At 71.6% G+C, this 24,184-nt stretch carries 11 protein-coding genes and 2 pseudogenes; 7 read left to right on the top strand and 6 right to left on the bottom strand.

The window, feature by feature from the left end:
• Positions 1 to 63: 63 nt before the first annotated feature.
• On the top strand, positions 64 to 1,338 hold the full coding sequence (locus tag OG627_RS02980) for an MFS transporter (protein WP_329061117.1): 1,275 nt from the start codon (positions 64 to 66) through the stop codon (positions 1,336 to 1,338).
• Between the two features lie 91 nt (positions 1,339 to 1,429).
• Here OG627_RS02980 and OG627_RS35435 read toward each other — a convergent pair.
• The 5 genes and pseudogenes from OG627_RS35435 to OG627_RS02960 form a co-directional block, all read right to left on the bottom strand.
• Positions 1,430 to 1,709 (bottom strand): annotated as a pseudogene (locus OG627_RS35435) (SDR family NAD(P)-dependent oxidoreductase); the annotation flags it as partial.
• 39 nt (positions 1,710 to 1,748) lie between these two features.
• Positions 1,749 to 2,453: pseudogene (locus OG627_RS35430) on the bottom strand (S1 family peptidase); the annotation flags it as partial.
• 165 nt (positions 2,454 to 2,618) lie between these two features.
• Positions 2,619 to 3,581, bottom strand: a complete 963-nt coding sequence (locus OG627_RS02970; RefSeq protein ID WP_329061115.1) for a sulfotransferase domain-containing protein — start codon at positions 3,579 to 3,581, stop codon at positions 2,619 to 2,621.
• Positions 3,582 to 3,874: 293 nt separating this feature from the next.
• Complete coding sequence (locus OG627_RS02965) at positions 3,875 to 4,897, bottom strand: Gfo/Idh/MocA family protein (protein WP_329061113.1); 1,023 nt, start codon at positions 4,895 to 4,897, stop codon at positions 3,875 to 3,877.
• Positions 4,891 to 6,264 (bottom strand): NDP-hexose 2,3-dehydratase family protein, encoded by a 1,374-nt coding sequence (locus OG627_RS02960; protein ID WP_329061111.1) that lies wholly within the window; start codon positions 6,262 to 6,264, stop codon positions 4,891 to 4,893. The genes OG627_RS02965 and OG627_RS02960 overlap by 7 nt, the downstream gene beginning before the upstream one ends.
• A 296-nt stretch (positions 6,265 to 6,560) precedes the next feature.
• Here OG627_RS02960 and OG627_RS02955 point away from each other — a divergent pair, with 296 nt between their 5' ends.
• From OG627_RS02955 to OG627_RS02935, 5 genes are read left to right on the top strand one after another with little or no spacing between them, the layout of a single operon-like run.
• Entirely contained in the window at positions 6,561 to 6,767 is a 207-nt protein-coding gene (locus tag OG627_RS02955) for an MbtH family protein (protein WP_329061109.1), read from the top strand.
• Between the two features lie 36 nt (positions 6,768 to 6,803).
• Positions 6,804 to 7,589: a thioesterase II family protein gene (locus OG627_RS02950; protein ID WP_329061107.1), complete on the top strand. Its 786-nt coding sequence runs from the start codon at positions 6,804 to 6,806 to the stop codon at positions 7,587 to 7,589.
• Between the two features lie 13 nt (positions 7,590 to 7,602).
• Positions 7,603 to 8,856 (top strand): activator-dependent family glycosyltransferase, encoded by a 1,254-nt coding sequence (locus OG627_RS02945; protein ID WP_329061105.1) that lies wholly within the window; start codon positions 7,603 to 7,605, stop codon positions 8,854 to 8,856.
• Complete coding sequence (locus OG627_RS02940) at positions 8,853 to 9,473, top strand: dTDP-4-dehydrorhamnose 3,5-epimerase family protein (protein WP_329061102.1); 621 nt, start codon at positions 8,853 to 8,855, stop codon at positions 9,471 to 9,473. The genes OG627_RS02945 and OG627_RS02940 overlap by 4 nt, the downstream gene beginning before the upstream one ends.
• Positions 9,470 to 10,396 (top strand): NAD-dependent epimerase/dehydratase family protein, encoded by a 927-nt coding sequence (locus OG627_RS02935; protein ID WP_329061100.1) that lies wholly within the window; start codon positions 9,470 to 9,472, stop codon positions 10,394 to 10,396. The genes OG627_RS02940 and OG627_RS02935 overlap by 4 nt, the downstream gene beginning before the upstream one ends.
• 36 nt (positions 10,397 to 10,432) lie before the next feature.
• Here OG627_RS02935 and OG627_RS02930 read toward each other — a convergent pair whose 3' ends face one another.
• The gene (locus OG627_RS02930) at positions 10,433 to 11,320 is read right to left on the bottom strand and encodes a 2OG-Fe dioxygenase family protein (RefSeq protein ID WP_329061098.1); all 888 of its coding nucleotides are present in this window, start codon (positions 11,318 to 11,320) and stop codon (positions 10,433 to 10,435) included.
• 532 nt (positions 11,321 to 11,852) lie between these two features.
• On the opposite strand from OG627_RS02930, the gene OG627_RS02925 reads away from it, so the two are divergent.
• Positions 11,853 to 24,140: a type I polyketide synthase gene (locus OG627_RS02925; RefSeq protein WP_329061097.1), complete on the top strand. Its 12,288-nt coding sequence runs from the start codon at positions 11,853 to 11,855 to the stop codon at positions 24,138 to 24,140.
• The last annotated feature ends 44 nt before the right edge of the window (positions 24,141 to 24,184 follow it).

The following is a 24,184-nucleotide window of genomic DNA, read 5'->3' as shown; positions in this document are numbered from 1 at the left end:
TCATCCTGAAGTTCGCGTGCAGGCTTGACTCGAACCTCTCATGCGACTCAGGAGAAGTAAAAGTTGAGCAGTGATGTGTGCGGCACCGTGCCCGATACCAACCCCGGCGAAGCGGCCGATGGGGAACTGGTACCGCCCGAGCAGGCCCCTTCGGCGTGGGCGGCGGTGTTCTCGCTGGCGATGGGTGTTTTCGGGCTGCTGACCGCGGAATATCTGCCGGCCAGCTTGTTGACGCCGATGGCCGCCGACCTGGGAGTATCGGAAGCTTTGGCGGGGCAGGCGGTCACTGTCACGGCGGTGGCAGCGATGCTTTCCGGGCTGTTGACGGCGAGCCTGACCCGGAGGCTCGACCGAAGGGTCGTGTTGCTCGGCTTCACCGTCCTGATGATCGTATCCAACCTGCTGGTGGCCGTAGCCGCCAACATGATGGTGCTGTTGTTGATGCGGATCCTGCTGGGTGTCGCGCTGGGTGGCTTCTGGAGCATGGCGGCGGCGGTGGCGATGCGGCTGGTGCCCGCGGCTCTGGTTCCGCGTGCGGTATCGATCATCTTCAGTGGCATCGCGGTGGCGACCATCGTGGCGGTGCCGCTCGGCAGCTACCTCGGCGAGCTGTCCGGCTGGCGCAGCACCTTCCTCGCGGCAGCCGCGCTCGGTGTGGTGACGTTGGTGTTCCAGTTGTTCGCGCTGCCCCGGATGGCGCCCCGCGGCACGGCACGGCTGGGTACGTTGTGGGAGGTGCTGCGGCGCCCGGGCTTCGGGGTGGGCATCGTCGGGATGCTGCTGGTTCACATCGGGCACTACGCGCTGTTCACCTATATCCGGCCCGCTCTGGAGAGTGTGGTGAAAGTCGACGTCGAAGCGTTGGCGCTGCTGTTGTTCGTCTTCGGAGTGGCGAACTTCGTGGGCACGCTGCTGGCCGGGTGGCTTCTGGAGATCAGCCTGCGGCTGACGCTGGCACTGATGCCGGCGCTGATGGGCGTTGCGGCTCTGGGCCTGGCGCTGCTTCCCGCCGGGCAAGCCGGGTACGCGGTTCTGGTGGTTCTCTGGGGCCTGGCCTTTGGCGGTGTGTCGGTGGCATGGTCGAACTGGTCGACTCGCATGGTGCCTGACCAGGCGGAGAGCGCGGGCGGGCTCGTGGTGGTAGGTGTGCAGTCCGCTATCGCCGGCGGGGCTGCCGCCGGTGGTCTGATGTTCGGCATCGGCGGCGTCGTCACCGTATTCATCGTGTCCGGCGTCGTGCTGCTCGCCTCCGCGTTGCTGATCGTGCTGCGGGTCACAGCGCCCGGCAGCGCGCCGGGAGTTGATGCGTCCGTAGGATCCGATCCCGCCGCGTGCTGACCGCGTCGATGACGTTCGCGAGCGGCTCCGCGACCCGGCCGCCGTCCGCGACCTGCTCGACAACCTGTTGGTCACCGTTCGTGTGCCGGGGCTATCCGGGGATGGTGCTGAGGTCGGCGCCGGTCAGGTCACAGCTTGCGTCCCACAATCGTGTCGCGACGGAGTGGTCGGTCAGGTGGTTCCACAGCGCTTCGCGTCGGGGTTCGCCGCGCAGGCCGAAGACGCGCGGTCCCCACAGTTGGCCTCCACGCACGGCCGGGTCGAGCACTGCCCGGACCGCGGGCCATGCGCCGGCGTGCTTGCCCTGGACGAGGAGGGCCGCGGGGTGCTGCGCTCAGCCGTGCGCCGGTGGTTCGCGCATCGTCCGGGGGGACGTCGGTGCCGGAGATGATCCCGTTGATCCAGTCGGCGTGCAGCGCGACGTCGGTGTACAGCGTGGGCGGCGAGTCGATGTTGGCGCCGGGGCCGCTGACCACACCGGCCAGCGCCCACTCGTCGCCGTCGCGGACGAGCGCGGGGCCGCCGGAGTCCATGTTGGCCGCGGCGACGCTGCCGTCGCGGCTGCCGACGCACAGGTCTCCGCTGGGCTCGGCCACGGGACAGACCGAGAGTGGCTGCACCACGGTGTCGGCCTCCCGCAGCCGTGTGGGGAGACACGCGGGGTCGTCGATGTCGTCGCAGGTCATGCCCCAGCCCATGATGCGGACGGGGGTGTTCTCCGGGGGCGTGGCCGAGGCGATGCGTACGGGCTTGGCCCGAACCGGGGTCCGCAGGTGCAGCAGTGCGAGGTCCTTGCCCCAGAACCCTCCTTCGTCGTGGTTGGTGGCCAGCCGGTAGTAGTGGTCGACTTCGGCGACCTCACCTCCGGACGTGGTGTCCAGTGACCCGACCCGGACCTTCCAGCCACGCGGGACACCGACCCTCGCCCCGGTGGGGTTCTTGCCGGCGCAGTGGCTGGCGGTCAGTACCCATTGCGGTGCGAGGACCTCCACCCCGCAGCCGTGTTTGTCGGGGCGCGGTGGCGCGGGAAAGGAGGGCTGGAACGAGCCCATGAACGAGTAGGCCCGGGTCGACTCGGTGCCCCCCTTGATGGCCTGCGCCGGAGAGGCTGCCATCAGGGGCACGGTCAGCGCGAGTACGGTGCCGAGCAGCAGAGATTGTTTTCGCATGCGCCGCACCGTATGAAGTCGGTGTACCTGCCTCGGGACCAACGCACGACCGTCTCGTAACAGCGCTCGGCCCCGGCCGCGGACGGCAGCATGCCGCCCCCTTGAAGGTCTTCACGCGTCGGCGGCGGCTCCCTCACCGGTGACGGGCGGGTCGCGGTGCAGCCAGTCCAGGAACGGCTTCGGAGCGAGGGCGCCGACCCGCTTCCGGTAGGCGTCGAGATCGTCCTCGGTGAGAAAGCTCCGACTGTCGCCCGATCGCCCGCCGCGGAAGAATTTCGCCGGATCCCTGAGTATTTCGGTGTCGGGTGCCAGTCGCTCCGCGCGACTCTTCATCTCGTCGAACGTCGCGGCCTTCACCAGATCGGGCCAGACCGACTCGGTCACCGTGATGCCCAGCCACTCGGCCAGTGCCGCCATCTGGCCGGCGAGGTCGTCGCACAGGTCGACGTAGTGCAGGACCTTCACGTTCGGCTGCGTCTGCCGGTTCCACGCGTCATAGAGGTGATGGATCGTCTGGTGCAGGCTCTCGGGGACCTCTATTCCCTGGTCGTCGGTCGGCTGGGGCAGACACCAGTACTGGAGCCATTCGCGCATCGACGGGAGTGCCGGGGCAGCCTGTTGGGACTGTGCGTCCGGGCCGTCCTGGCCGTCCTGGGCAGCGGACACTCGCTCGACGTCGATGTTGGCGGTTTGATGGTAGACGGACAGGGCCCGGTCGAGAGGGTGCCTGGCGACCACGACATAGCTGACGCGCGGGTCGATCGGCAGGCCGTCGAGCGGAGTGTGCGTCTTGATGACACGGCGGTGCTTCTGCGCCGCGAGACGCGCGTACACCTCCTCCTGTGAACGCAGTCGGTCCAACCAGGTGGGCTGGTCCAGCCACGGTGACAGGTCTTCCAGCGGCTGCGGGAGGTCGGGCGTCTGGAAGATGAGCAACGCGCACATCATCTGTACCCATGTCGTGCCCGATTTCGGCGGGGTACTGACGACGATATCGCCGTCGCGCAGCGGAAAGTCGTCCCAGCGGACGCTGTTGTGCTCCGGCGACAGGTATCGGCGCTGTGCTTCTGGCATGGTCATCCCCCGGTCACGCTGAGGACGCCACTCAGCGCTGATTCGGTGTGAGGCGCCGGGACGTGAGCGGTATTGCGCTGTGCGGATCGGTCGACGAGCGGCCGTAGCGAGGTGTGAGGAACGGTTTTCGGGACCGGTTCGGGATCGTGCTCCATCGGGACAGTGCCCTGGACGTGCATGGCAGCACTCCTTGTGGATGCGTACAGAAGTGACGGATACGGTTCCAACCTTGCGTTGTCGTGGTGGAGACACATCCGCGATCGCCGCAGTTACGGCCGAGCCGGAGGGGCTCCTCACGGGCGGTCGTCGACCGTGACGCGCACGGCCCGTCCGCGTACTTCGTCCACGCATTCCATCAGGGCGATCGCGTCCCGCCGCCGGTCGGCCTCCGCGCTCGGGTCACCCACTTCGCCCCCGCGCACCGCGGCCGCGAAGTCCGCCAGACAGAGCCGCAGTTGATCCGACGCCGGTAGCGTGAACCGCTCCTCGTGGTCCTGTTCCTCCAGCACCAGAACCGGCTGGTGAGCCGCGGGCGGGGTGAACGCGCGCGGCACCGACAGCCGGCCCCGGTCTCCCCACAGCGTGTACGACGACGCATACGCGTGCTCGAAGCCGAAGGTCACCTGGGCCAGTACTCCGGAGGACGAGACCAGCAACGCCTGCCCCGACAGATCGAGCCCGTCCGAGGCACGGATGCGCAGCGTCGCCCCCGCCACCCGCGGCGCGGGCCCCAGGAGCAGCGCTGCGGCGCGCAACGGATAGACGCCCACGTCGAGCAGCGCCCCGCCCCCGAGGCCGGGTGCGTACCGGATGTCGTCAGCGGGCAGCGGCGGAATACAGAAGGACGCCTGGAACGTGCTCGGTGTGCCGATCCGTCCGCGCCGCACCAGGCCGGCGGCGAACGCGTGCTGCGGATGGTGCGGGAACATGAAGTTCTCCCGCAGCACGAGACCGCGCTCCCGCGCGAGGGAGCACAACCGGCGTGCCTCGTCGGCGTTCACCCCGAGCGGCTTCTCGACCAGGACGTGCTTGCCCGCGCGGAGCGCGCGGTCCGCCCATTCGTGGTGCAGCGCCGTCGGCGTGGAGATGTACACCGCCTCCACGTCCGGGCGATCGAGCAGCGCCGCGTAGTCCGTCTCGGCGGCACAGCTGAACTGCTGGGCGAAACGGCCGGTCTTCTCCGCTGACCTGCCGGCGACCGCGACGAGATCGATCTCCGGCATGCCCACCGCGGTGGGCAGCACGCGCCTGAGGGCGATGGACGACGTGGCGAGCGCCCCCAGCCGCACCGGCCGGACCCCGGCCGGGCTCACCACGCCCGCAGCGCCGCAACCAGGGTCCTGGCCTGCACGTTCACGTGATGGTTGTAGCGGAGCAGCTCGTCCAGCTGACATGGTGTCACCCAACGGAAATCGTCCGACAGGGCGGGGAAGTCGCTCTCCACCTCGATGATCAGGTAACGGCTCCGGGCGTGCCAGAACCGGCCGCCCTCCTCCGACAGGACCACGTCGTAGCCGGCGCCGTCGGCGCGGGCCAGTGCCTCGGCGAGATAGGGCGGCTGGTCGGCCACGGGCAGATGGGCGTAGTTCTCGGGCGCGCACTGCACCGTAGGGCCCAGCTCGACCACGTTGAGGAAGCCCGGCTCGGCCCGCGCCCGCAGCAACGCGTGCGGTACGCCGTCGACACGGCGGACGAACAGGGCCACGACGCCCGTGCCGTACGGTTCGAGCAGCGGCTGTGACCAGGCGGGCACCTCACGCCGGTGCGAGGAGACGTCGACCGCCACCACCTTGAAGTGCAGCGCCCGCTCGTGGGCCACCTCCTCCGCGGTGCGGTGCCAGCCCACGGTCTGGTCGAGGCCGATTCGCACCACCTCGACCTCGTGCTCGGCCCGCCGCCGCGTGATCCAGCTACGGATCTCCCGATCCGCGTGGAGCGCCCGCTGCGTGTCGTCCTGCCGCCAGTCCGGGAGGCAGGACAGGACGGTACGCGCGTCCATGTTGACCAGGTTGTCCTGCCGCAGCAGCGCGTTGACCTGTCCCAGTGTCAGCCAGGCGAAGTCCTCACCCGCCTCGGCCTCGGGTCCGACCTCCACGATCATGTTGCGGTTGCGCTTGTGCAGGAACCACGAGCCCTGTTCCGACTGGAGGACGTCCGAGACGACGGCGCCGGGTTCCGAGCGGCGGAAGAGATCCAGGTAGGGGACGGCGGAACCACCGTGCACCCTGAGGTAGTTGCTCTTGGTCGCCTGCACGGTCGGCGACAGTTGCACACCGTTGACGTTCCCCGGCTCGGGCTTCGCCTGCATCAGCAGATGCGGCACACCGTCGAAGTCCCGCAGCGCGATGCCGAGGATGCCGATCTCCGGCTGCCGGATGATCGGCTGCGACCAGGCGGACACCGGACCGAAGTCCGACCGCACTCGGAGACCGTGCACCGAGAAGAACCGTCCGCTGACATGCCGCAGATCGCCCGTCCGTTCGTCGAAGCCCCAGCCGCGCAACGCGGCGAACGGTATCCGCTCCACTCGCTGCGCGTGCTCGCGACGCCGGCTGTCGAGCCACCCCAGTACCTCGGGGTTGCTCATCACCCCGCCGTCGACCGCGGCGGCGGAGGCGGCAAGTCTCGACACACTGAGGGGCGCCGCGACGCGGCGTGGCAACATCAGTCCTGTCGCGGTCATCGACTCCGCCTTTGCTCGTTCCGGGAAATACGGCCGCCGAGAGCGCGGCGATCCGCGGGTCTGCACCGTGTACGGGGCCGGCAGCGCGCCGCCGCCCAGCGTGTGGATACCAAGGGTGGATCGCGGTGTCTGTCGCGCAGCAAGACTGGCACAGGAAGGTGTGCTTGGCACCGGTACGGGGCGCGACCGGTTCCGTAACTGCGGCTCTCGCGGATCACCGCTCCTGTCGCGACACGTGAGGATGGCGGCGTTCGGGTGGTCACCCACGTAGGACGGCATGTGAGGGAGAGACTGGCGTGAATCCTTTCGACGACCCCGGCGCCGAGTTCTTGGTGCTGGTCAACGACGAGGGACAGCATTCGCTGTGGCCCGCCTTCGCGGATGTGCCCGGCGGCTGGGATGTCGCCCACGGCAAGGACACACGTGAAGCGTGCCTGGCCCATATCGAGGAGAACTGGACGGACATGCGGCCCAAGAGCCTCATCGAGGCGATGGGCGACTGAGCCGTCGGGAACACCGGAGAAAGGACCAACGGGAATATGGCGTCGCCCGCCACCGGTGAGAGCAGGTGGTTCCGCAGGTTCCATCCCAGCCCGGAGGCCGAGATCAGCCTGGTGTGTCTGCCGCACGCCGGGGGGACAGCGAGTTTCTACTTCCCGCTCGCCGAGCTGCTGCCTCCGGCCGTGGAGGCCCTGGTCGTCCAGTACCCGGGGCGACAGGACCGGCTGCGTGAGCCGTGTATCGAGAGCGTCCCCGAGATGGCGCGGGCCGTCTTCGACGTGCTCAAGCCGCTCGCCGCGAAGCGTCCCGTCGCACTGTTCGGTCACAGCATGGGCGCCAGTGTCGGATTCGAACTGGCCATGCTGCTCGAACACGAGCTGGGCACAACCCCCCGGGCGCTCTTCGTGTCCGCCAGATCCGCGTCCTCGCTCCACCGCGGCCGCGACATCCACCGTCTCGACGACGCGGGGCTCGTCGCCGAGCTGCGACTGCTCAGTGGCACCGACGCGCAGATCCTCGACGAACACGAACTGCTGCAACTGGTCCTGCCGTCGATCCGCGGCGACTACAAGGCGTTCGAGACCTACACGGCGGAGCCCGGCGCGGCACTGCGGTGCGATGTCGTCGCGCTCACCGGGGACGCCGACGACCACGTCCCGGTCGAGGAGGCGGCGGGCTGGCGGGAGCGCACCACGGGCGGCTTCGACCTGCGGGTCTTCCCCGGGGGCCACTTCTATCTCGCCGACCACGGGGCGGCGGTGGCCGCGGCGATCACGGACACCCTGTGCGCGGCGCCGACCCGCGGCGGACGAACCAACGGCTGAGGAGCACCCGACGATGCGTGTACTTTTCGTGACGCTCTCCGACAGGTCACATCTGCTGTCCATGGTGCCGCTCGCCTGGTCCCTGGCCGTCGCGGGCCACGACGTCCAGGTCGCCAGCAGCCCGGCGCTGGTGGACGCCATCAAGGGCATGGGGCTGACCGCGGTCTCCGTCGGCGAGGACCACAACTTCCACGAGATGCTGGCACGCAACCGTGGCTCCCTGGAGAACCCGCTGTCCGACTGGTCCACCCCGACCCTCGAAACACACTCATGGGAGCTGGCGCTGGCGAAGCTCAGGGCCGGCGTCATGTTCTCCCACCAGGTCTACAACGACCCCATGATCCCCGACCTGGTCGCCCATGCCCGCCGGTGGCGACCCGACCTGGTCATCTGGGAACCCCTCACCTACGCGGGACCGGTGGCGGCGCGCGTCGTCGGCGCCGCCCACGCCCGGCTGCTGTGGTGCTTCGACAATCACTCCGCGATGCGCGACGTCTTCCTCCGACGCCGGGCGGAACGCCCGCGCGAGCGCCGGGAAGACCCGATGGCCGACTGGCTCGGCAGGCATCTCGGCCGCTACGGCAGCACGTTCGACGAAGAGGTCGTGGTCGGCCAGTGGACCATCGACCAGGTACCCACCAGCCTCCAGTTCCCGCTGACGGTGGAGCGGATACCACTTCGCTACCTCCCCTACAACGGCCCCTCCGAGATCCCGGACTGGCTGCACGAGCCACCCGAACGCCCACGCGTCGTCCTGACCCCCGGCCTCTCCACACACGCCGTGGTCGGCGACACCCTCCTCCCGATCCCCGACATGATCGACACGATGGGCGACATGGACATCGACGTGGTGGTCACACTGCCGCCCGCCGAAGCCGCGAAACTCACCAAGGTCCCCGGCAACACCCGTATCGTCGACTTCGTTCCCCTGCACGCCCTGCTTCCCACCGCCTCAGCCGTCATCCACTACGGCGGCTTCGGCTCCTGGAGCACGGCACTCGCCAACGCCGTACCCCAGTTCATCCCCACCATCCGCTACGCCGACTGGTGGAACAGGGCGGCGAGCCTGGCCGGGGCCGGTGCGGGAATCGCCGTGCACGCCTCCGAGCTGACGACCGACGTCCTGCGCGACGTTGTGCAACGGCTGCTGGACGAACCGTCCTTCGCGGGCGGAGCCGAGCGGCTGCGCCAGGAGAACCTGACCGCACCCACCCCGCACGATCTGGTGCCCGTACTGGAAAAACTCACCGAGGAGCGTCGCCGATGAAGGTCCGCGAGCTGGCAGTGCCCGGCGCCTACGAGTTCGTACCCGACGTGCACCGCGATCACCGCGGCGCGTTCGTCGCCCAGTACACCGAATCCGCCTTCTCGGCAGCCGTGGGATACCCGCTGCGGCTGGGCCAGGTCCACCACAGCTTCTCCCGGCGCGGGGTCGTCCGGGGCGTGCACTACGAGGACGTACCGCCCGGCCAGGCCAAATTGGTGACCTGCCCCGCCGGGGAACTGCTCGACGTGGTGGTCGACCTGCGGGTGGGTTCCCCCACGTTCGGCCGCTGGGACAGTACCCGGCTCAACCCCGAATCCTGCCGTGCGGTGTACCTGGAGGAGGGACTCGGGCACGCGTTCGTCGCCCTGCGGGACGACACGGTGGCCGCCTATGTGACGTCGGTGGAGTACGACCCGGCCACCGAGCACGAGATCGACGCCTTCGACCCGGCCCTCGGGCTGCCCTGGCCCGAAGGCGTGGAGTACCTGGTCTCCCCGCGTGACCGGGACGCGCCGACGCTGGACGAGGCCCGTCGCGCCGGCAGGCTGCCGTCGTACGAGGCGTGCCGGGCGCTGCATGCGGACACGCACGTGGAGCGGGGTGACCGGGCCCGATGAGCGAAGTGACCGACGCGCACGCGAGCTCGGCCGTCGTCCTCGGCGGCACCGGATTCATGGGCCGGAACATCTGCACAGCGCTGGCCGCCCGCGGATACGACGTCCTGGCCGTGGCGAGGAAACCCGCCGAGCCGGCTCCCGGGGCCCGCTTCCTCGCGCTCGACGTGACCTCCGCGACGGTCGGGGACATCGCCGAGGCCGTGGGCCCGGCGGGGCTCGTCGTCAACGCTGCGGGCGACATCGGGGCGGACGACGAGGACCGCATGACGGCCGAGCACGTCCTGCTCGTCGACCGGCTGGTGCGCGCCGTATCGACGCTCCGCCGACGGCCGAGGCTGCTCCAGCTCGGCACCGTGCACGAGTACGGTCCTGTCCCCGAGGGCACCGCCATCGCGGAGGACCACCCGACCGCCCCCGGCAGCGTCTACGCGCGCACCAAGCTGGCCGGCAGCCGCATCGTCCTGGATGCCACGGAGGCGGGACGCGTGGACGGTTGCGTGCTCCGCCTCACCAACGGCTGCGGCCCCGGCGCTCCGTCGCACGGCTTCCTCGGCCGACTCGCCGCGCAACTGCGTGCCACCAGCGAGGAGGCGCCCCTCGACCTGACAGTCGTCGACGACCAGCGCGACTTCGTCGACGTACGCGACATCGCCGATGCCGTGGTGCTGGCGGCGGGCGTGCGGGAGACCGCGCACCTGATCAACATCGGTTCGGGGACCGCCACCAGCATGCGGGAACTCGCCGGAATCCTCGTCTCCGTATCGGGCGTGCCCCCGCACCTGGTGCGCAGAGGGCAGGCCCCGGTGCACAGCAAGGGCGGCGCGTGGACCCAGGCCGACATCCGGCTCGCGCGCAGGGTGCTCGGCTGGTCCCCGCGGGTGCCGCTGAAGCAGTCCCTGCACGACCTGTGGGCCGCGTCGTGACTCCTTACTGCCTGACTCTCTGACTCGGCGCGGCCGCTAGGCGGACGGTGCGCTGTCGAGTCGGAGCAGGTCGGCCGTCATGGGGAGCTCGCGGTGCGGTTCGAGCGAGTCGAAGGAGTGCGAGTGGTGTCCTTCGGCCACCGGCTTGCGGGTCAGAAAGGCCAGCAGGTCCCGCGTGGCCCGCTTCGACCGGTCCGCGGCGTACAGGGTCGAGACGCTGTGCTTGCTCTCGTGGTCGACGATCAGGCACGTGTCGAGGAAGTCACGATGCTGCGCTTCGGCGCGAACGAGGTCGGCGTTGGTGTCGTGCCATCGGGTGCCGTTCACCTCGCGCATGTCGTGCAGGAAGGTGACGGCGCTGTCGTCCGTCATGTTCTCGCTGCCCAGGTAGGTCGTCATGGTGTGGTCGACGCCGTCGCTGTGCACTCCTTCGAGCGCCGGCTCGCCGATCAGGTCACCGTCGGTGGTGGTCCTCACATTGAGCAGTGTGCAGATCCACCGGTCGCTGTCGTAGTCCAGTTTCGGCCGGTGGGTGACCGTCACGCCGTCGAGGACCATGAACTTGAAGACGAAGAGCGCCTGGAGGGCGGTGTTGAGCTGGAGGTCGTTCTGAATCTCGTCGAAGACGCGTACCCGGCCGGAATCGTGCCGCACGAAGTCGTCCTCCATGGACAGCATGAACGGCTGGAATTCGAGCCGCCGTACCCGCATGGACTGTGTGTCGAATCCGAAGCGGCCGGTCCTGGTCTTCCGGAACGGAAGGGTCGGGTCGCTCTTCAGCTCGTCGCTGACGGTGGCGAGGTTTTCGAGGTCATCGTCCGTGGCGCCCAATTCCTTGACGATCCCGGTGAGCTGGGCTCCGGGGACGAAAGCGAAACGGTCGCGGATATAGGTCGAGCGTATCTCTGCGATCTCGGAAGCCACGGCGTCGTGTTTCGGCATACCCCTTGTTCCCTCCATGGTGATACAGCGGATTGGATTGGCTGAGGCCCATGGCCGATCGGGTGTGATGCGCGAAGTCCGGGTGATGTACCAGGTCCGGGAATCCGCTCGTAAAGGCGCGGTTCACCGGAGGACGGGATCGGCCGGCCGGAGCCGGAACGCTCAGCACGTGCTGACATCACATTTATCATCCGACGGCCCGTCGGGCAATGGACCGCGAAAGCTGTCGCCGAGGCGGACGATCCGCGGCGGCACTCGGTGAAATGCGCGTTTGACCGCCCGGACGCACACGTCACCGGCGTTTCGGGAGGGCCCGGAACTTCCTCTTGCCCGCTCTGGGGCGCCGGTGCGATCGCCGCCGTAACGGCGGTGATCGCCGACGTCGCCGAAGGGTGTGGTGTCGGACAGTCAAGGGCGGTTGATGACCGGTATATCGAGAACGAGAACTCCACGCCGGGCTTCTTCTGAATTCGTTTCCGTTCGGCCGTACGTCCGGTGCTGGAGGTTTCTCTCGATGACGACTGTCGGCCTGCCTGGAGAAGTGCTCACCGGAGGCACCGGAGGCGCTGTCGACCCGGACACGGCGATAGCCGTGATCGGTGTCTCGTGCCGGTTCCCGCGGGCGGAGAGCCCGCAGCGCCTGTGGGAGCTGCTGGCAGCGGGCGGGAGCGCCGTCACCGAGGTCCCGCCGGACCGCTGGACGGGTCCGGCCTCGGACGGGGCGCCACGGTGGGGCGCCTTCCTCGACCGGCCCGCGGACTTCGACGCGGGCTTCTTCGGTCTCTCCCCCCGCGAGGCGCCTTTCGTCGATCCGCAGCAGCGACTCGTACTGGAGCTGGGCTGGGAGGCACTTGAGGACGCCCGCATGGTCCCCGGCGAGGTCAGCGGCAGCCGACTGGGCACGTTCGTCGGCGTGAACGCCGACGACTACGCGAAGCTGCTGACGCGTCATGCCCAGGCACTCGGCTCCCACCACACCATGCCGGGCATCCAGCGCGGCGTCATCGCCAACCGGCTCTCCGCCTTCCTCGGCGCCGGCGGCCCGAGCCTCACGATCGACTCCGCGCAGTCCTCCTCCCTGGTGGCCCTGCACCTGGCCTGCGCGAGTCTGCGGTCAGGGGAGTCGGAACTCGCCATCGCGGCGGGCGTCAACCTGCATCTGATGCCGGAAGGCGTGCTGCTCGCCGAGAGCTTGGGCGGCCTCTCGCCGGACGGCCGCTGCTACACGTTCGACGCCAGGGCCAACGGTTACGTGCCGGGCGAGGGCGGCGGCGCCGTCGTGCTCAAGCGGCTCAGCGCCGCGCTCGACGACGGGGACCGCGTCCTGTGCCTGATACGTGGCAGCGCGACCAACAACGACGGCAGGGGGGAGACGCTCACCTCGCCGACGGTGGGCTCCCAGGCCGACGTCGTCACCCGGGCCTACGCGGATGCCGGACTGCCCCCGACCGCCGCCCGCTACGTCGAACTGCACGGCCCCGGAACCCCGGTGGGCGACCCGGTCGAGGCCGCCGCACTGGGAGAGGCCATCGGCCGTCGGCTTCCCGCAGGCCGGCCTCTGGCGGTCGGGTCGGTCAAGACCAACATCGGCCACCTGAGCGGCGCGGGCGGTATCGCCGGGTTCATCAAGACCGTCCTGGCCATCGAGCACCGGCTGCTGCCCGCCAGTTTGAACTTCGAGACACCGAACCCCCGGATCCCCCTGGACGATCTCAATCTCCGGGTGCAGCGGGAACTCGGTCCGTGGCCCGGGGATCCGGCGCCGGACGAGCAACTCGTCGCCGGAGTCAGCTCCTTCGGGATGGGCGGAAGCAACTGCCATGTCGTGCTGTCGGACTGGCGGCCGGAAGGCGCGGACGAGCGCACCGGCGGGGGTACCGGACCGGATCTGCCGGTCGTGCCCTGGATCGTCTCCGGCCGCTCCCCGGAAGCACTGCGCGGACAGGCGCGCCGACTGGCCCGGTTCGCCGGGGGAGCCGGTGACGTGGACGCGGTGGACGCGATGGACGTGGTGCACGCGGCGGACGTGGGCTGGTCGCTGGTGTCGTCGCGGTCGCGCTTCGCGCACCGTGCGGTGGTGCTGGGCGCGGGTCGGGGTGCGCTGACCGAGGGGCTGTCGGGGCTGGCCGAGCGGGGCGGCGGACCCGGGGTGGTGTCCGGTTCTGTGGTGGACGGTGGCGTCGGGGTGGTGTTCTCGGGCCAGGGCGCGCAACGAGCCGGCATGGGTGAGGGCCTGTCGTGTTTCGGCGCGTTCGCCGAGGCACTGGACGAGGTGCTGGGCGTCTTCGACGAGGTCGTCGGCGATGTGGCCGCTGACGTACGTCTCCCTCAGAAGTGGCGGGAGTTCTTCGGTGTCGGAGACGACTACTCGGGCCGACTGCGTGAGGTGATGTCCGGAGGCGTCGACGGGCTGGACGGGACGGGGTGGGCGCAGCCCGCGCTGTTCGCTTTCGAGGTGGCTCTCTGGCGCCTGCTGGGCTCGTGGGGCGTGCGTCCTTCGGTCGTGGCGGGTCATTCGCTGGGTGAACTGGTGGCCGCTCATGTGGCGGGTGTGTGGTCGCTGCGGGACGCGGCCCGGGTGGTGCTGGCGCGTGGCTGGCTGATGCACGGCCTGCCGGTCGGCGAGGGCGTGATGGTGGCGGTGGGCACCGGGGCGGAGGCGGTGCGTCTGGGGGACGGCGTGGAGCTCGCGGCGGTGAACGGCCCCGAGTCGGTGGTGCTCACGGGCCCGGTCGAACCGGTGCTGGCCGAGGTGGAGCGCCTGGCGGGTCTGGGGGTCAGGACGCGGCGTCTGGCGGTGTCGCACGCGTCTCATTCGGCGCTGATGGAGCCGATGTTCGAGGCGTACGGGCGGGTCGTGGGGTCGGTGGAGTCCCGGGACCAGTCGGTGCCGGTGGTGTCGACCGTCACGGGACGGGTGGCGGCTCCGGGGGTGTTGCAGGATCCGGAGTACTGGGTGCGCCAGGTGCGCAGGACGGTGCTGTTCGCCGACGCCGTCGCCACGATGCGCGAGCACGGGGTGGCGACCTTTCTGGAGATCGGCCCCGACGCCGTTCTCACCCCCATGGTCAAGGAGTCGGTCCGGGCCCGGACCGAGGACGGGCGGACGCCCTCCGACGTCGCCGCCGTCCCGTTCTGCCGCAGGGACCGGGACGAGACGCACACCGCGACAACCGCGCTGGCCCAGCTGTGGGTGCGCGGAGCGGAGGTCGACTGGCGGCCGTTCTTCGCGGGGGCGCTCCAAGTCGACCTGCCCACCTACGCGTTCCAGCGCCGGCGGTACTGGTTCGAGAGCCGGGAGTCACCGGAACGGACGGTCGCCGAACCCCCTCGGAAGGTCCTCGACGAGCCCGACGGGACAGACGGGACCGACGAGCCCGAAGAGCCCGAAGGGACCGAAGGGACCGGGGTGGCAACGGCGTCGGGCCCGGAGCGGTCCGACGGACACCTCGTCTCCGTCCTGGCCGGGCTGTCCGAGCCCGAACAACGTGACGCCCTCATCGACGCGGTGTGCGACCAAGCGGCGGCGGTCATGGAACACACCGGCCTGGTCGATGCCACCCTGACCTTCAAAGACCTCGGCTTCGACTCCCTGATGGCACAGGAGCTGGCCGACGGTCTCGCCGCACGCACCGGTCTGCCCGTCGCCGGCCGCCTCGTCTTCGACTACCCGACCCCGCGCGGTCTCGCCCACCACCTCCACGAGGAGATCACCGGAAAGCGGCGGGCTGCCGTCACGCGCGTCGCGGAGGCGACGGCCGAGCCGCTGGCCATCGTGGGCATGGCGTGCCGCTACCCCGGCGGCGTGAGCTCGCCCGAGGAGCTGTGGGAGCTGGTCGTCAGCGGCGAGGACGCCATCTCCGGTTATCCCGCCGACCGGGGCTGGGACCTGGACGCCCTCTACCACCCGGACCCCGAGCACTGGGGCACCAGCTACACACGCAGCGGCGGCTTCCTCACCGGGGCCGGCGACTTCGACGCGGAGTTCTTCGGGATCTCGCCGCGTGAGGCGCTGGCGATGGACCCGCAGCAGCGGCTGCTGCTGGAGACGTCCTGGGAGGCGCTGGAGCGCGCCGGAATCGATCCGCGATCGCGCCGCGCGTCGGCGACCGGTACGTACATAGGCGCCACCACCCACTTCTACGGTCCACGCGCTCATCAGGCCACCGACGGCTTCGCCGGTTACCTGCTGACCGGTAACGCGCCGAGCGTGATGTCCGGCCGCATCGCCTACGCCCTCGGCCTGGAAGGTCCGGCGGTGACGGTGGACACGGCGTGTTCGTCGTCACTGGTGGCGCTGCACCTGGCCGGTCAGGCGCTGCGTTCCGGCGAGTGCGACCTCGCCCTCGCCGGCGGTGTCACGGTCATGGCCTCCCCGGACATGTTCATCGAGTTCAGCCGGCAGCGCGGGCTGTCGGCTGACGGCCGGTGCAAGGCGTTCGCGGCGGATGCGGACGGTACGGGGTGGGGTGAGGGCGTGGGCGTGCTGGTGGTGGAGCGGCTGTCGGACGCCAGGCGCAACGGACACCACATCCTTGCCGTGGTGCGCGGTTCCGCGGTGAACCAGGACGGCGCGTCGAACGGGCTGACGGCGCCGAACGGCCCGTCACAGCAGAGGGTGATCCGGGCGGCGCTGGCGAGCGCGGGAATCGGCGCCGGTGAGGTCGACGCCGTCGAGGCGCACGGTACGGGGACGAAGCTGGGGGACCCGATCGAGGCGGAGGCGCTGCTCGCCACGTACGGGCGGGACCGGGGCGGGGACCGTCCGTTGTGGCTGGGGTCGCTGAAGTCGAACATCGGCCATACGCAGGCGGCCGCCGGTGTGGCCGGTGTGATCAAGATGGTGCTGGCGATGCGGCACGGGGTGCTGCCGAAGACATTGCACGCGCAGGAGCCGACGCCGCAGGTGGACTGGTCGACGGGCGGGGTGGAGCTGCTGACCGAGGCCCGTGCGTGGGACGGGGGCGGTCGTCCGCGCCGGGCGGGGGTGTCCTCGTTCGGCATCAGCGGCACCAACGCACACGTCATCCTGGAGGAGGCCGAAGACGTCGAAGACGCCGAAGAGGCCGAAGAGTTCGAAGAGCCCCCGCACGGGCCGGGAGCACCGCGGCGGGAACCGGGTGACGCCCCCGCCGCCGTGCCCTGGGTCCTGTCGGGCCAGTGCGAGGCGGCGCTGCGCGGGCAGGCCCGGCGGCTCGCGTCCTTCCTGGAGGCGCGCCCCGAGGTGTCGCCCGTCGACGTCGGACTGTCACTGATCACCTCGCGGTCGCTCCACGAGCGGCGCGCGGTCGTGACGGGCGGCTCGCGGCAGGAACTCCTCGAAGCTGTACGGGCCGTGGCGGAGGGCACCGCGCCGAGCGGTGCGGCGCGCGGCGGCGGAATCACGCCTCGGCCCGTGTTCGTGTTCCCCGGGCAGGGATCGCAGTGGGTGGGCATGGCCCGGGAGCTGCTGTCGTCCTCGACGGCGTTCGCCTCCCGGATGAACGAGTGCGCGGTGGCGCTGTCCTCGTTCGTGGACTGGTCGCTGCTGGACGTGCTCGACGACGCCGACGCGCTGGAGCGCGTCGACGTGGTCCAGCCGGCGCTGTGGGCGGTCATGGTGTCGCTGGCCGAGGTATGGCGCTCGTACGGTGTCGAACCCGCGGCCGTGGTGGGCCACTCGCAGGGGGAGATCGCGGCCGCGGTGGTGGCCGGCGGCCTGTCGTTGCGGGACGGGGCCCGGGTGGCGGCGCTGCGCAGCCGCGCCATCGGCACCTCGCTGGCCGGGCGCGGCGGGATGGTGTCGGTGGCGTCTCCGGTCGACGACGTGCGCCGGCGCGTCGAGGCGTCGGGCGGGGCGGTGGCGGCGGTCAACGGCCCCTCGTCCACGGTGGTGTCGGGTACGCCGGAGGCGCTGGACGCACTGCTGGCGCGGTGCGAGCGCGACGGGATACGGGCGAGTCGTGTGGCGGTGGACTACGCCTCGCACTCCTCGCAGGTCGAGGAGGTGCGCGAGCGCGTCCTCGCCGATCTGGCGCCGGTGGAACCCGGGGCGTTCGCGGTGCCCTTCTTCTCCACGGTCACCGGGGAGTGGCTGGAGGGCGGGCGTGGCCCGGACGCCGAGTACTGGGTGCGCAACCTGCGGCAGACGGTGCGTTTCGAAGAGGCGATCCGGGCACTGGCCGGTTCGGGCTTCGGGGCGTTCGTGGAGTGCGGCGCGCACCCCGTGCTGACCGCGAGCATGCGAGAGACGCTGGAGAGTGCGGGCAGCGACGCGGTGGTGGTCGGCTCGCTGCGGCGTGACGACGGCGGTGCGCGACGTGTGCTCACGTCGCTGGGCGAGGCCTTCGTCCACGGTGTGCCGGTGGACTGGACGCGGGCGTACACCGGTTCGGGGGCGCGGCGCGTCGAGCTGCCCACCTACGCGTTCCAGCACGAGAGGTTCTGGTGGGCTCAGGACGCCGCGCCCGCGCCGGAGGGCGGCACGGCGGACGCGGCGTTCTGGCAGGCCGTGGAGGGCGACGACGCGCAGGCGCTGGCCGGCGCACTGGACGTCGACGCCGACGACACGTCGCTGGCGCACATGCTGCCCGCGTTGAAGTCCTGGCGGCAGCGGCAGCGCGTGACCTCGACGGTGGACGGCTGGCGCTACCGCACCCGTTGGGTGCCCATGAGCACGGCGCGCCGGCCGGCGCTGTCCGGCACCTGGCTGCTGGTCGCCCCGGAGGGCTGCGCCGCGGACGTCGTCGGGCCGACCGCGGCCGCCGTGCGCGACCACGGCGGCGACGTGGTCACCGTCGAGCTGCCCGCCGGAGCCACCCGCGACCGGATCGCCGACGTGCTGCGCGGTGCGCGGGCGGCGGGCGGCGCGTACGCGGGTGTGCTGTCGCTGCTGTCCCTGGCCGACGGGCCGCCCGTCGGAACCGGCGTCCCCCGGGCGGGCCTGACCGGGACGCTCGCCCTGTTCCAGGCGCTGGGCGACGCGGCGGTGAACGGCCCCCTGTGGTGCCTGACCCGCGGCGCGGTGGCCGTGCCGGACACGGACAGGGCCGGCGCCCCCGCCCAGCGGATGGTGTGGGGCCTCGGCCGGATCGTGGCCTTGGAGCACCCGGAGCGGTTCGGCGGCCTGGTGGACCTGCCGGAGCACTGGGACGCGCACGCGGGCCGCCTGCTGGCGGCGGTCCTGGCCGGCGCCGAGGGCGAGGACCAGGTCGCGATCCGTCCCTCCGGAACGTTCGCCCGCCGCCTCGCCCGGGCCCCGCGTCTCGACCCGCGGGCGCGGTGGCAGCCGCGCGGCACCGTGCTGGTGACGGGCGGCACCGGTGCTCTGGGCGGGCGGGTGGCCCGCTGGCTGGCCCGGTCGGGCGCCGAGCACGTGGTGCTGGCCGGCCGTCGCGGACCGGACGCGCCCGGCGCCGGTGCGCTGCGCGAGGAACTGGAGGCCACCGGCGCGCGGGTGACCCTCACCGCCTGCGACGTGAGCGACCGCGCGGCACTCGCCCGGCTCCTCGACGGCGTATCCGACGACTGCCCGCTGTCGGCGGTGGTCCACACCGCCGCGGTCCTGGACGACGCGGTCGTGGAACGGCTGACCCCCGAGCAGATCGACCGCGTACTGCGGGTGAAGGCCGACGGCGCCTGGTACCTGCACGAGCTGACCGACGGCATGGACCTGGACGCCTTCGTGCTGTTCTCCTCCGTGGCGGGCACCCTGGGCGCCACCGGACAGGGCAACTACGCGCCCGGCAACGCCTACCTCGACGCCCTGGCCGAGTACCGGCACGGCTTGGGCCTTCCCGCGTCCTCGGTGGCCTGGAGCGCCTGGGCCGACGAAGGCATGGCCGAGGGCGGGATCGGCGCGGCGGCGCGCCGGCACGGCCTGCCGGAGATGGCCCCCGAACCGGCGGTGTCGGCGCTGGCGGGCGCGGTGGCCGAAGGCGAGCCAGGCGTGGTGATCGCGGACATCGAATGGGACAGGTTCCACGTGGCGTACACCGCCACGCGCCCCAGCCCCTTCCTCGCCGACCTGCCCGACGTACAGCGGCTCGCACGGGCGGCCGATCCCGGCACGCACGCGGCGAACACGCCCGGCGGCCTGGTCGGCAGGCTGGCCGGCCTGCCGACCAGGGCCGAACAGGAGACGGCGGTGCTCGCCGTGGTACGCGGGCAGGTGGCGTCGGTACTGGGCTACGCGGAAGCCGAAGCGGTCGATCCGTCCCGCGCGTTCAAGGACCTCGGCCTCGACTCGGTGACCGCCGTCGAACTGGGCAACCGCCTGAGCGTGGCGACCGGCCTGAGCCTGCGGCCCACCGTGGCCTTCGACTCCCCGAACGCCCGTGCGCTCGCGGCCCGTCTGCGCGCGGAACTGCTCCCCGGGCCGGAGGCGGCGTCCGCCCCGGCCGTGGCCGCCGGGCCGGCGACGGGCGAGGACCCCGTGGTCATCGTCGGGATGAGCTGCCGGTTCCCCGGTGACGTCCGGTCACCCGAGGACCTGTGGCGGATGCTCGACACGGCCGGGGAGGGCATCACCCCGTTCCCCGACGACCGTGGCTGGGACCTGGAGGCCCTGTACGACCCGGACTCCGGCTCCGGCCCGGACTCCGGCTCCGGCCGCGATTCCGGCTCCGGCCGCGCCGGGACGTCCTGCGCCGCCGAGGGCGGCTTCCTCCACGACGCGGGGGACTTCGACGCCGACTTCTTCGGGATCTCGCCGCGTGAGGCGCTGGCGATGGACCCGCAGCAGCGGCTGCTGCTGGAGACGTCCTGGGAGGCGCTGGAGCGGGCGGGCATCGACCCCTCCGCGCTCAGGGGCACCGCCACCGCCGTCTTCGCCGGGACGAACGGTCAGGACTACCTCGCCATGAGCCCCGACGTCCCCGAGGAGGCGGCGGGATACGTCACCACCGGCGTCACGGCCAGTGTGCTCTCCGGACGCGTCGCCTATGCGCTGGGTCTGGAGGGGCCCGCGGTGACGGTGGACACGGCGTGCTCGTCCTCGCTGGTGGCCCTGCACCTGGCCGTACAGTCCGTGCGCACCGGCGAGTCCACGCTCGCCCTCGTCAGCGGGGTGACCGTCATGGCCACGCCCGGCCTGTTCACCGAGTTCACCCGCCAGGGCGGGCTCGCTCCCGACGGGCGCAGCAAGGCGTTCGCGGCGACGGCCGACGGCGCCGGCTTCTCCGAGGGTGTGGGCGTCCTGGTGGTGGAGCGGCTCTCGGAGGCCCGGCGCCGGGGGCACCGGGCGCTGGCGGTGGTACGCGGCTCGGCCGTGAACCAGGACGGCGCCTCCAACGGTCTGACGGCGCCGAGCGGTCCCGCGCAACAGCGGGTGATCCGGGCGGCGTTGGCGAGTGCGGGAATCGGCGCCGGTGAGGTCGATGCCGTGGAGGCGCATGGTACGGGGACGAGGCTGGGTGATCCGATCGAGGCGGAGGCGTTGCTGGCCACGTACGGTCGTGACCGGGGCGGGGACCGTCCGTTGTGGCTGGGTTCGGTGAAGTCCAATATCGGGCACACGCAGGCGGCCGCGGGTGTGGCGGGTGTGATCAAGATGGTGCTGGCGATGCGGCACGGTGTGCTGCCGCCCACCCTGCACGTCGACGAGCCGTCGGCGCACGTCGACTGGTCCGCCGGCACGGTGAGGCTGCTGACCGACCCCGTCGTGTGGCCCGATACGGGCCGACCGCGTCGGGCCGGTGTGTCCTCCTTCGGCGTGAGCGGAACGAACGCCCACGTCATCCTGGAACAGGCACCGGAACAGGCACCGGAACAGGCACCGGAACAGGCACCGGAACAGGCGGCCGGGGCGGACGGCGGGGTCGTGCCGGGCACCCTGGCGGTTTCCGCCGGCGGTGTCGTTCCCTGGGTGCTGTCGGCCAAGTCCGAGGCGGCGGTCCGGGACCAGGCCGCGCGGTTGCTGCCGCTCACCGAAGGGGCCGCGGGGCCGGCCGCGGTGGCACCGGGCGATGTCGGTCTCTCGCTGGCGGCCACCCGCGCGGTGTTCGACCGTCGCGCGGTGGTCCTGGGCGCGGATCGCGCCGGCCTGGCGTGTGGTCTGACCGCTCTGGCGGAGGGGCGGGAGGCCCCCGGTGTGGTGCACGGTGCCGTGGCCGGCTCCGACGACAGGGTGGTGTTCGTCTTCCCCGGCCAGGGGTGGCAGTGGCTGGGGATGGCGGTCGAAATGCTGGACGCGTCGCCGGTGTTCGCGGAGTGGATGGGGAAGTGCGCGGCGGCGCTGGCGCCCTCGGTCGAGTGGTCGTTGGTGGACGTCGTACGAGGCGTCGAGGGCCCGGAGTGGATCGACCGGGTCGACGTGGTGCAGCCGGTGATGTGGGCGGTCATGGTGTCGCTGGCGGGAACGTGGCGTTCGCTGGGCGTGGTGCCGTCCGCGGTGGTGGGGCACTCGCAGGGAGAGATCGCGGCCGCGGTGGTGGCGGGCGGGTTGTCCCTGGAGGACGGTGCGCGGGTCGTGGCGGTGCGCAGTCGCGCGTTGCGGGCACTGTCGGGCCGCGGGGCGATGGCCTCGGTGAGTCTGCCCGCGGCGGCGGCCGAGGAGCGGTTGGCCGCCTGGGGCGAGCGGTTGTCGGTGGCGGCGGTGAACGCGCCGACGGCGGTGGTGGTGTCGGGCGAGAGGGAAGCCGTCGAGCAGTTCCTGGAGGTGTGCGAGGCGGAGGGTGTACGAGCACGCCGGGTGTCGGTGGACTACGCCTCGCACGGTGCGCAGGTCGAGGCGATCGAGGCCGAGCTGGAGCGGAACCTCGCCGGGATCGCGCCGCGGCGGTCGTCGGTCCCGTTCTATTCGACGGTGACGGGCGGTGTGCTGGACACGGTGGAGCTGGACACGCGGTACTGGTACCGGAACCTGCGCGGGAGGGTGCGGTTCGACGAGACGGTGCGGGTGCTGCTGGGCGAGGGCTTCCGGGTGTTCGTGGAAGCCAGCGGGCATCCGGTGCTGGTGATGGGCGTGGCGGAGACCGCCGACGACTGCGGGGTCGACATCGCGGCGGTGGGGTCGTTGCGCCGCGGAGAAGGCGGTCCCGATCGGTTGCTGACGTCCGTGGCCGAGGCGTTCGTGGGCGGCGCCGTGGTGGATTGGCCGGCGGTGTTCGCGGGATCGGCGGCGCGGCACGTGGACGTGCCGACGTACGCGTTCCAGCGCCGGCGGTACTGGCTCGCCCCGCGCGTCGCCGCGGTGTCCGGTGACGCGGCCGCCTCGGTGGGGCTGGAGCCGACGGAGCACCCGTTGCTGGGGGCGGCGGTGCCGCTGCCCGGGTCGGACGGGTTCCTGCTGACGGGGCGTCTGTCGCCGCGCGCCCAGCCATGGCTCGCCGAACACGTGCTGCTGGGGCGGGTGGTCGTGCCGAGTTCGGCACTGGTGGAGATGGCCCTGCGAGCGGGCGAGGAGGTGGGGTGCCCGCGGCTGGAGGAACTGACACTGGAGGCGCCGCTGGTCCTGGCCGACGAGGACGCGGTCCGGGTGCAACTCGTCGTCGGCGGGCCGCAGGAGGAAGGCCGGCGCGAGCTGAGCGTGTACGCCAGTGGCGGCGGCAGCGGTGCGTGGACGTGCCATGCGCGGGGTGTGCTGGGCGCCGGTGGTGAGACGGACGTCTCCGGGGACATGAGCGCTTGGCCACCGGCGGAGGCGGAGGCGGTGGACTTCGCCGGGACGTACGAGCGGTTGGCGGGCGTGGGGCTTGCCTACGGGCCGGCGTTTCGCGGGTTGCGGTCGGTGTGGCGCCGGGGAGAGGAGGTCTTCGCCGAGGCGGAGTTGCCCGCGATGCCGGGCACGGAGCGCCTGGGGATGCATCCGGCGCTGCTGGACGCGGCGTTGTACGCGTGGCTGGCGTGCGCGGACGGCATTGCGGACGGCGCCGGGGACGGGGTGCGGTTGCCGTTCGCGTGGAGCGGTGTGTCGCCGCACGGGGCCGCGGCTTCTACGGTGCGGGTGCGGCTGGCGCCGAGGGGAGACTGCGGGGTGTCGGTGGCGGTGACCGATACGGCGGGGATGCCGGTGGTGTCGGTGGACGCGCTGGTCACCCGGCCGGTGCGGGAGGCGGACCTCGCGGCCTCGGTGGGGGCGGGGGACCGCTCGGACCGGGGGGCCGTACGTGGCGCCGAGGCGTTCACCCCGAGCCCGGCCCCGCCGAAGGGACGCGTCCGTCGGCCGGTCCCCGTACGAAGCGCCCCTACCCGTGCCGAAGCCTCCCGTTCGGAAGAGGCGCCGTTGATACGGCGTTTGTCGGGCCTCGGCCACGCGGAGCGACAGCGGGTGCTGCTCCGGTCGGTCAGGGAACACGCCGCGGCCGTCCTCGGTCACGGGGCCGTGGGGTCGGTGGCGCCCGATCGCGGCTTCCTCGACCTCGGCTTCGTCTCGCTCTCCGCGGTGGAACTGCGCAACCGGCTGAACGCGGCCACCGGGCTGCGGCTGCCCGCCACCCTGATCTTCGACCACCCGAGCCCGGCCGCGCTCGCCGAACACCTCGGAAAGGAACTGGCACCCGCCGGGGCGACGGCGGACGTGGACCCCTCCCTGACCGCCGAGCTGGACAGGCTGGAGGCCGCGCTTCTCGGCACGCGCGTGCGGCCGGACGACGCGACGCGGGCCATGGTCGCGAGCCGCCTGACGAGCGTTCTGTCCCGGTGGAGCGGCGACCGGGACGGCGCGGTCACGGACGTTCCCGTTCCCGTTCCCGACGCCCTGGCACCGGACGACTCGGCACCGGACGGTACGGAGAGGGCCCCGGCCGACGTCCCCGGTCATCTGGAGTCCGCGGAGGCCGACGAGCTCTTCAGCTTCATCGACCGGGAATTCGGGCCCTCCTGAACGGCACGCTCTCGCACACCCGCACACCCGTCGCACGCCGCACA

The sequence above is a fragment of the Streptomyces sp. NBC_01429 genome (assembly GCF_036231945.1).
Lineage (GTDB): Bacteria > Actinomycetota > Actinomycetes > Streptomycetales > Streptomycetaceae > Streptomyces.
Note: the sequence above shows the minus strand (reverse complement) of the source record. Positions and strands in the feature narration are given on the sequence as shown.

Excerpts from the sequence above, each read along its gene's own strand:
- OG627_RS02970 (WP_329061115.1), bottom strand. The coding sequence starts at position 3,581 with ATGCCAGAAGCACAGCGCCGATACCTGTCGCCGGAGCACAACAGCGTC.
- OG627_RS02960 (WP_329061111.1), bottom strand. The coding sequence starts at position 6,264 with ATGACCGCGACAGGACTGATGTTGCCACGCCGCGTCGCGGCGCCCCTC.
- OG627_RS02950 (WP_329061107.1), top strand. The coding sequence starts at position 6,804 with ATGGCGTCGCCCGCCACCGGTGAGAGCAGGTGGTTCCGCAGGTTCCAT.
- OG627_RS02945 (WP_329061105.1), top strand. The coding sequence starts at position 7,603 with ATGCGTGTACTTTTCGTGACGCTCTCCGACAGGTCACATCTGCTGTCC.
- OG627_RS02940 (WP_329061102.1), top strand. The coding sequence starts at position 8,853 with ATGAAGGTCCGCGAGCTGGCAGTGCCCGGCGCCTACGAGTTCGTACCC.
- OG627_RS02935 (WP_329061100.1), top strand. The coding sequence starts at position 9,470 with ATGAGCGAAGTGACCGACGCGCACGCGAGCTCGGCCGTCGTCCTCGGC.
- OG627_RS02925 (WP_329061097.1), top strand. The coding sequence starts at position 11,853 with ATGACGACTGTCGGCCTGCCTGGAGAAGTGCTCACCGGAGGCACCGGA.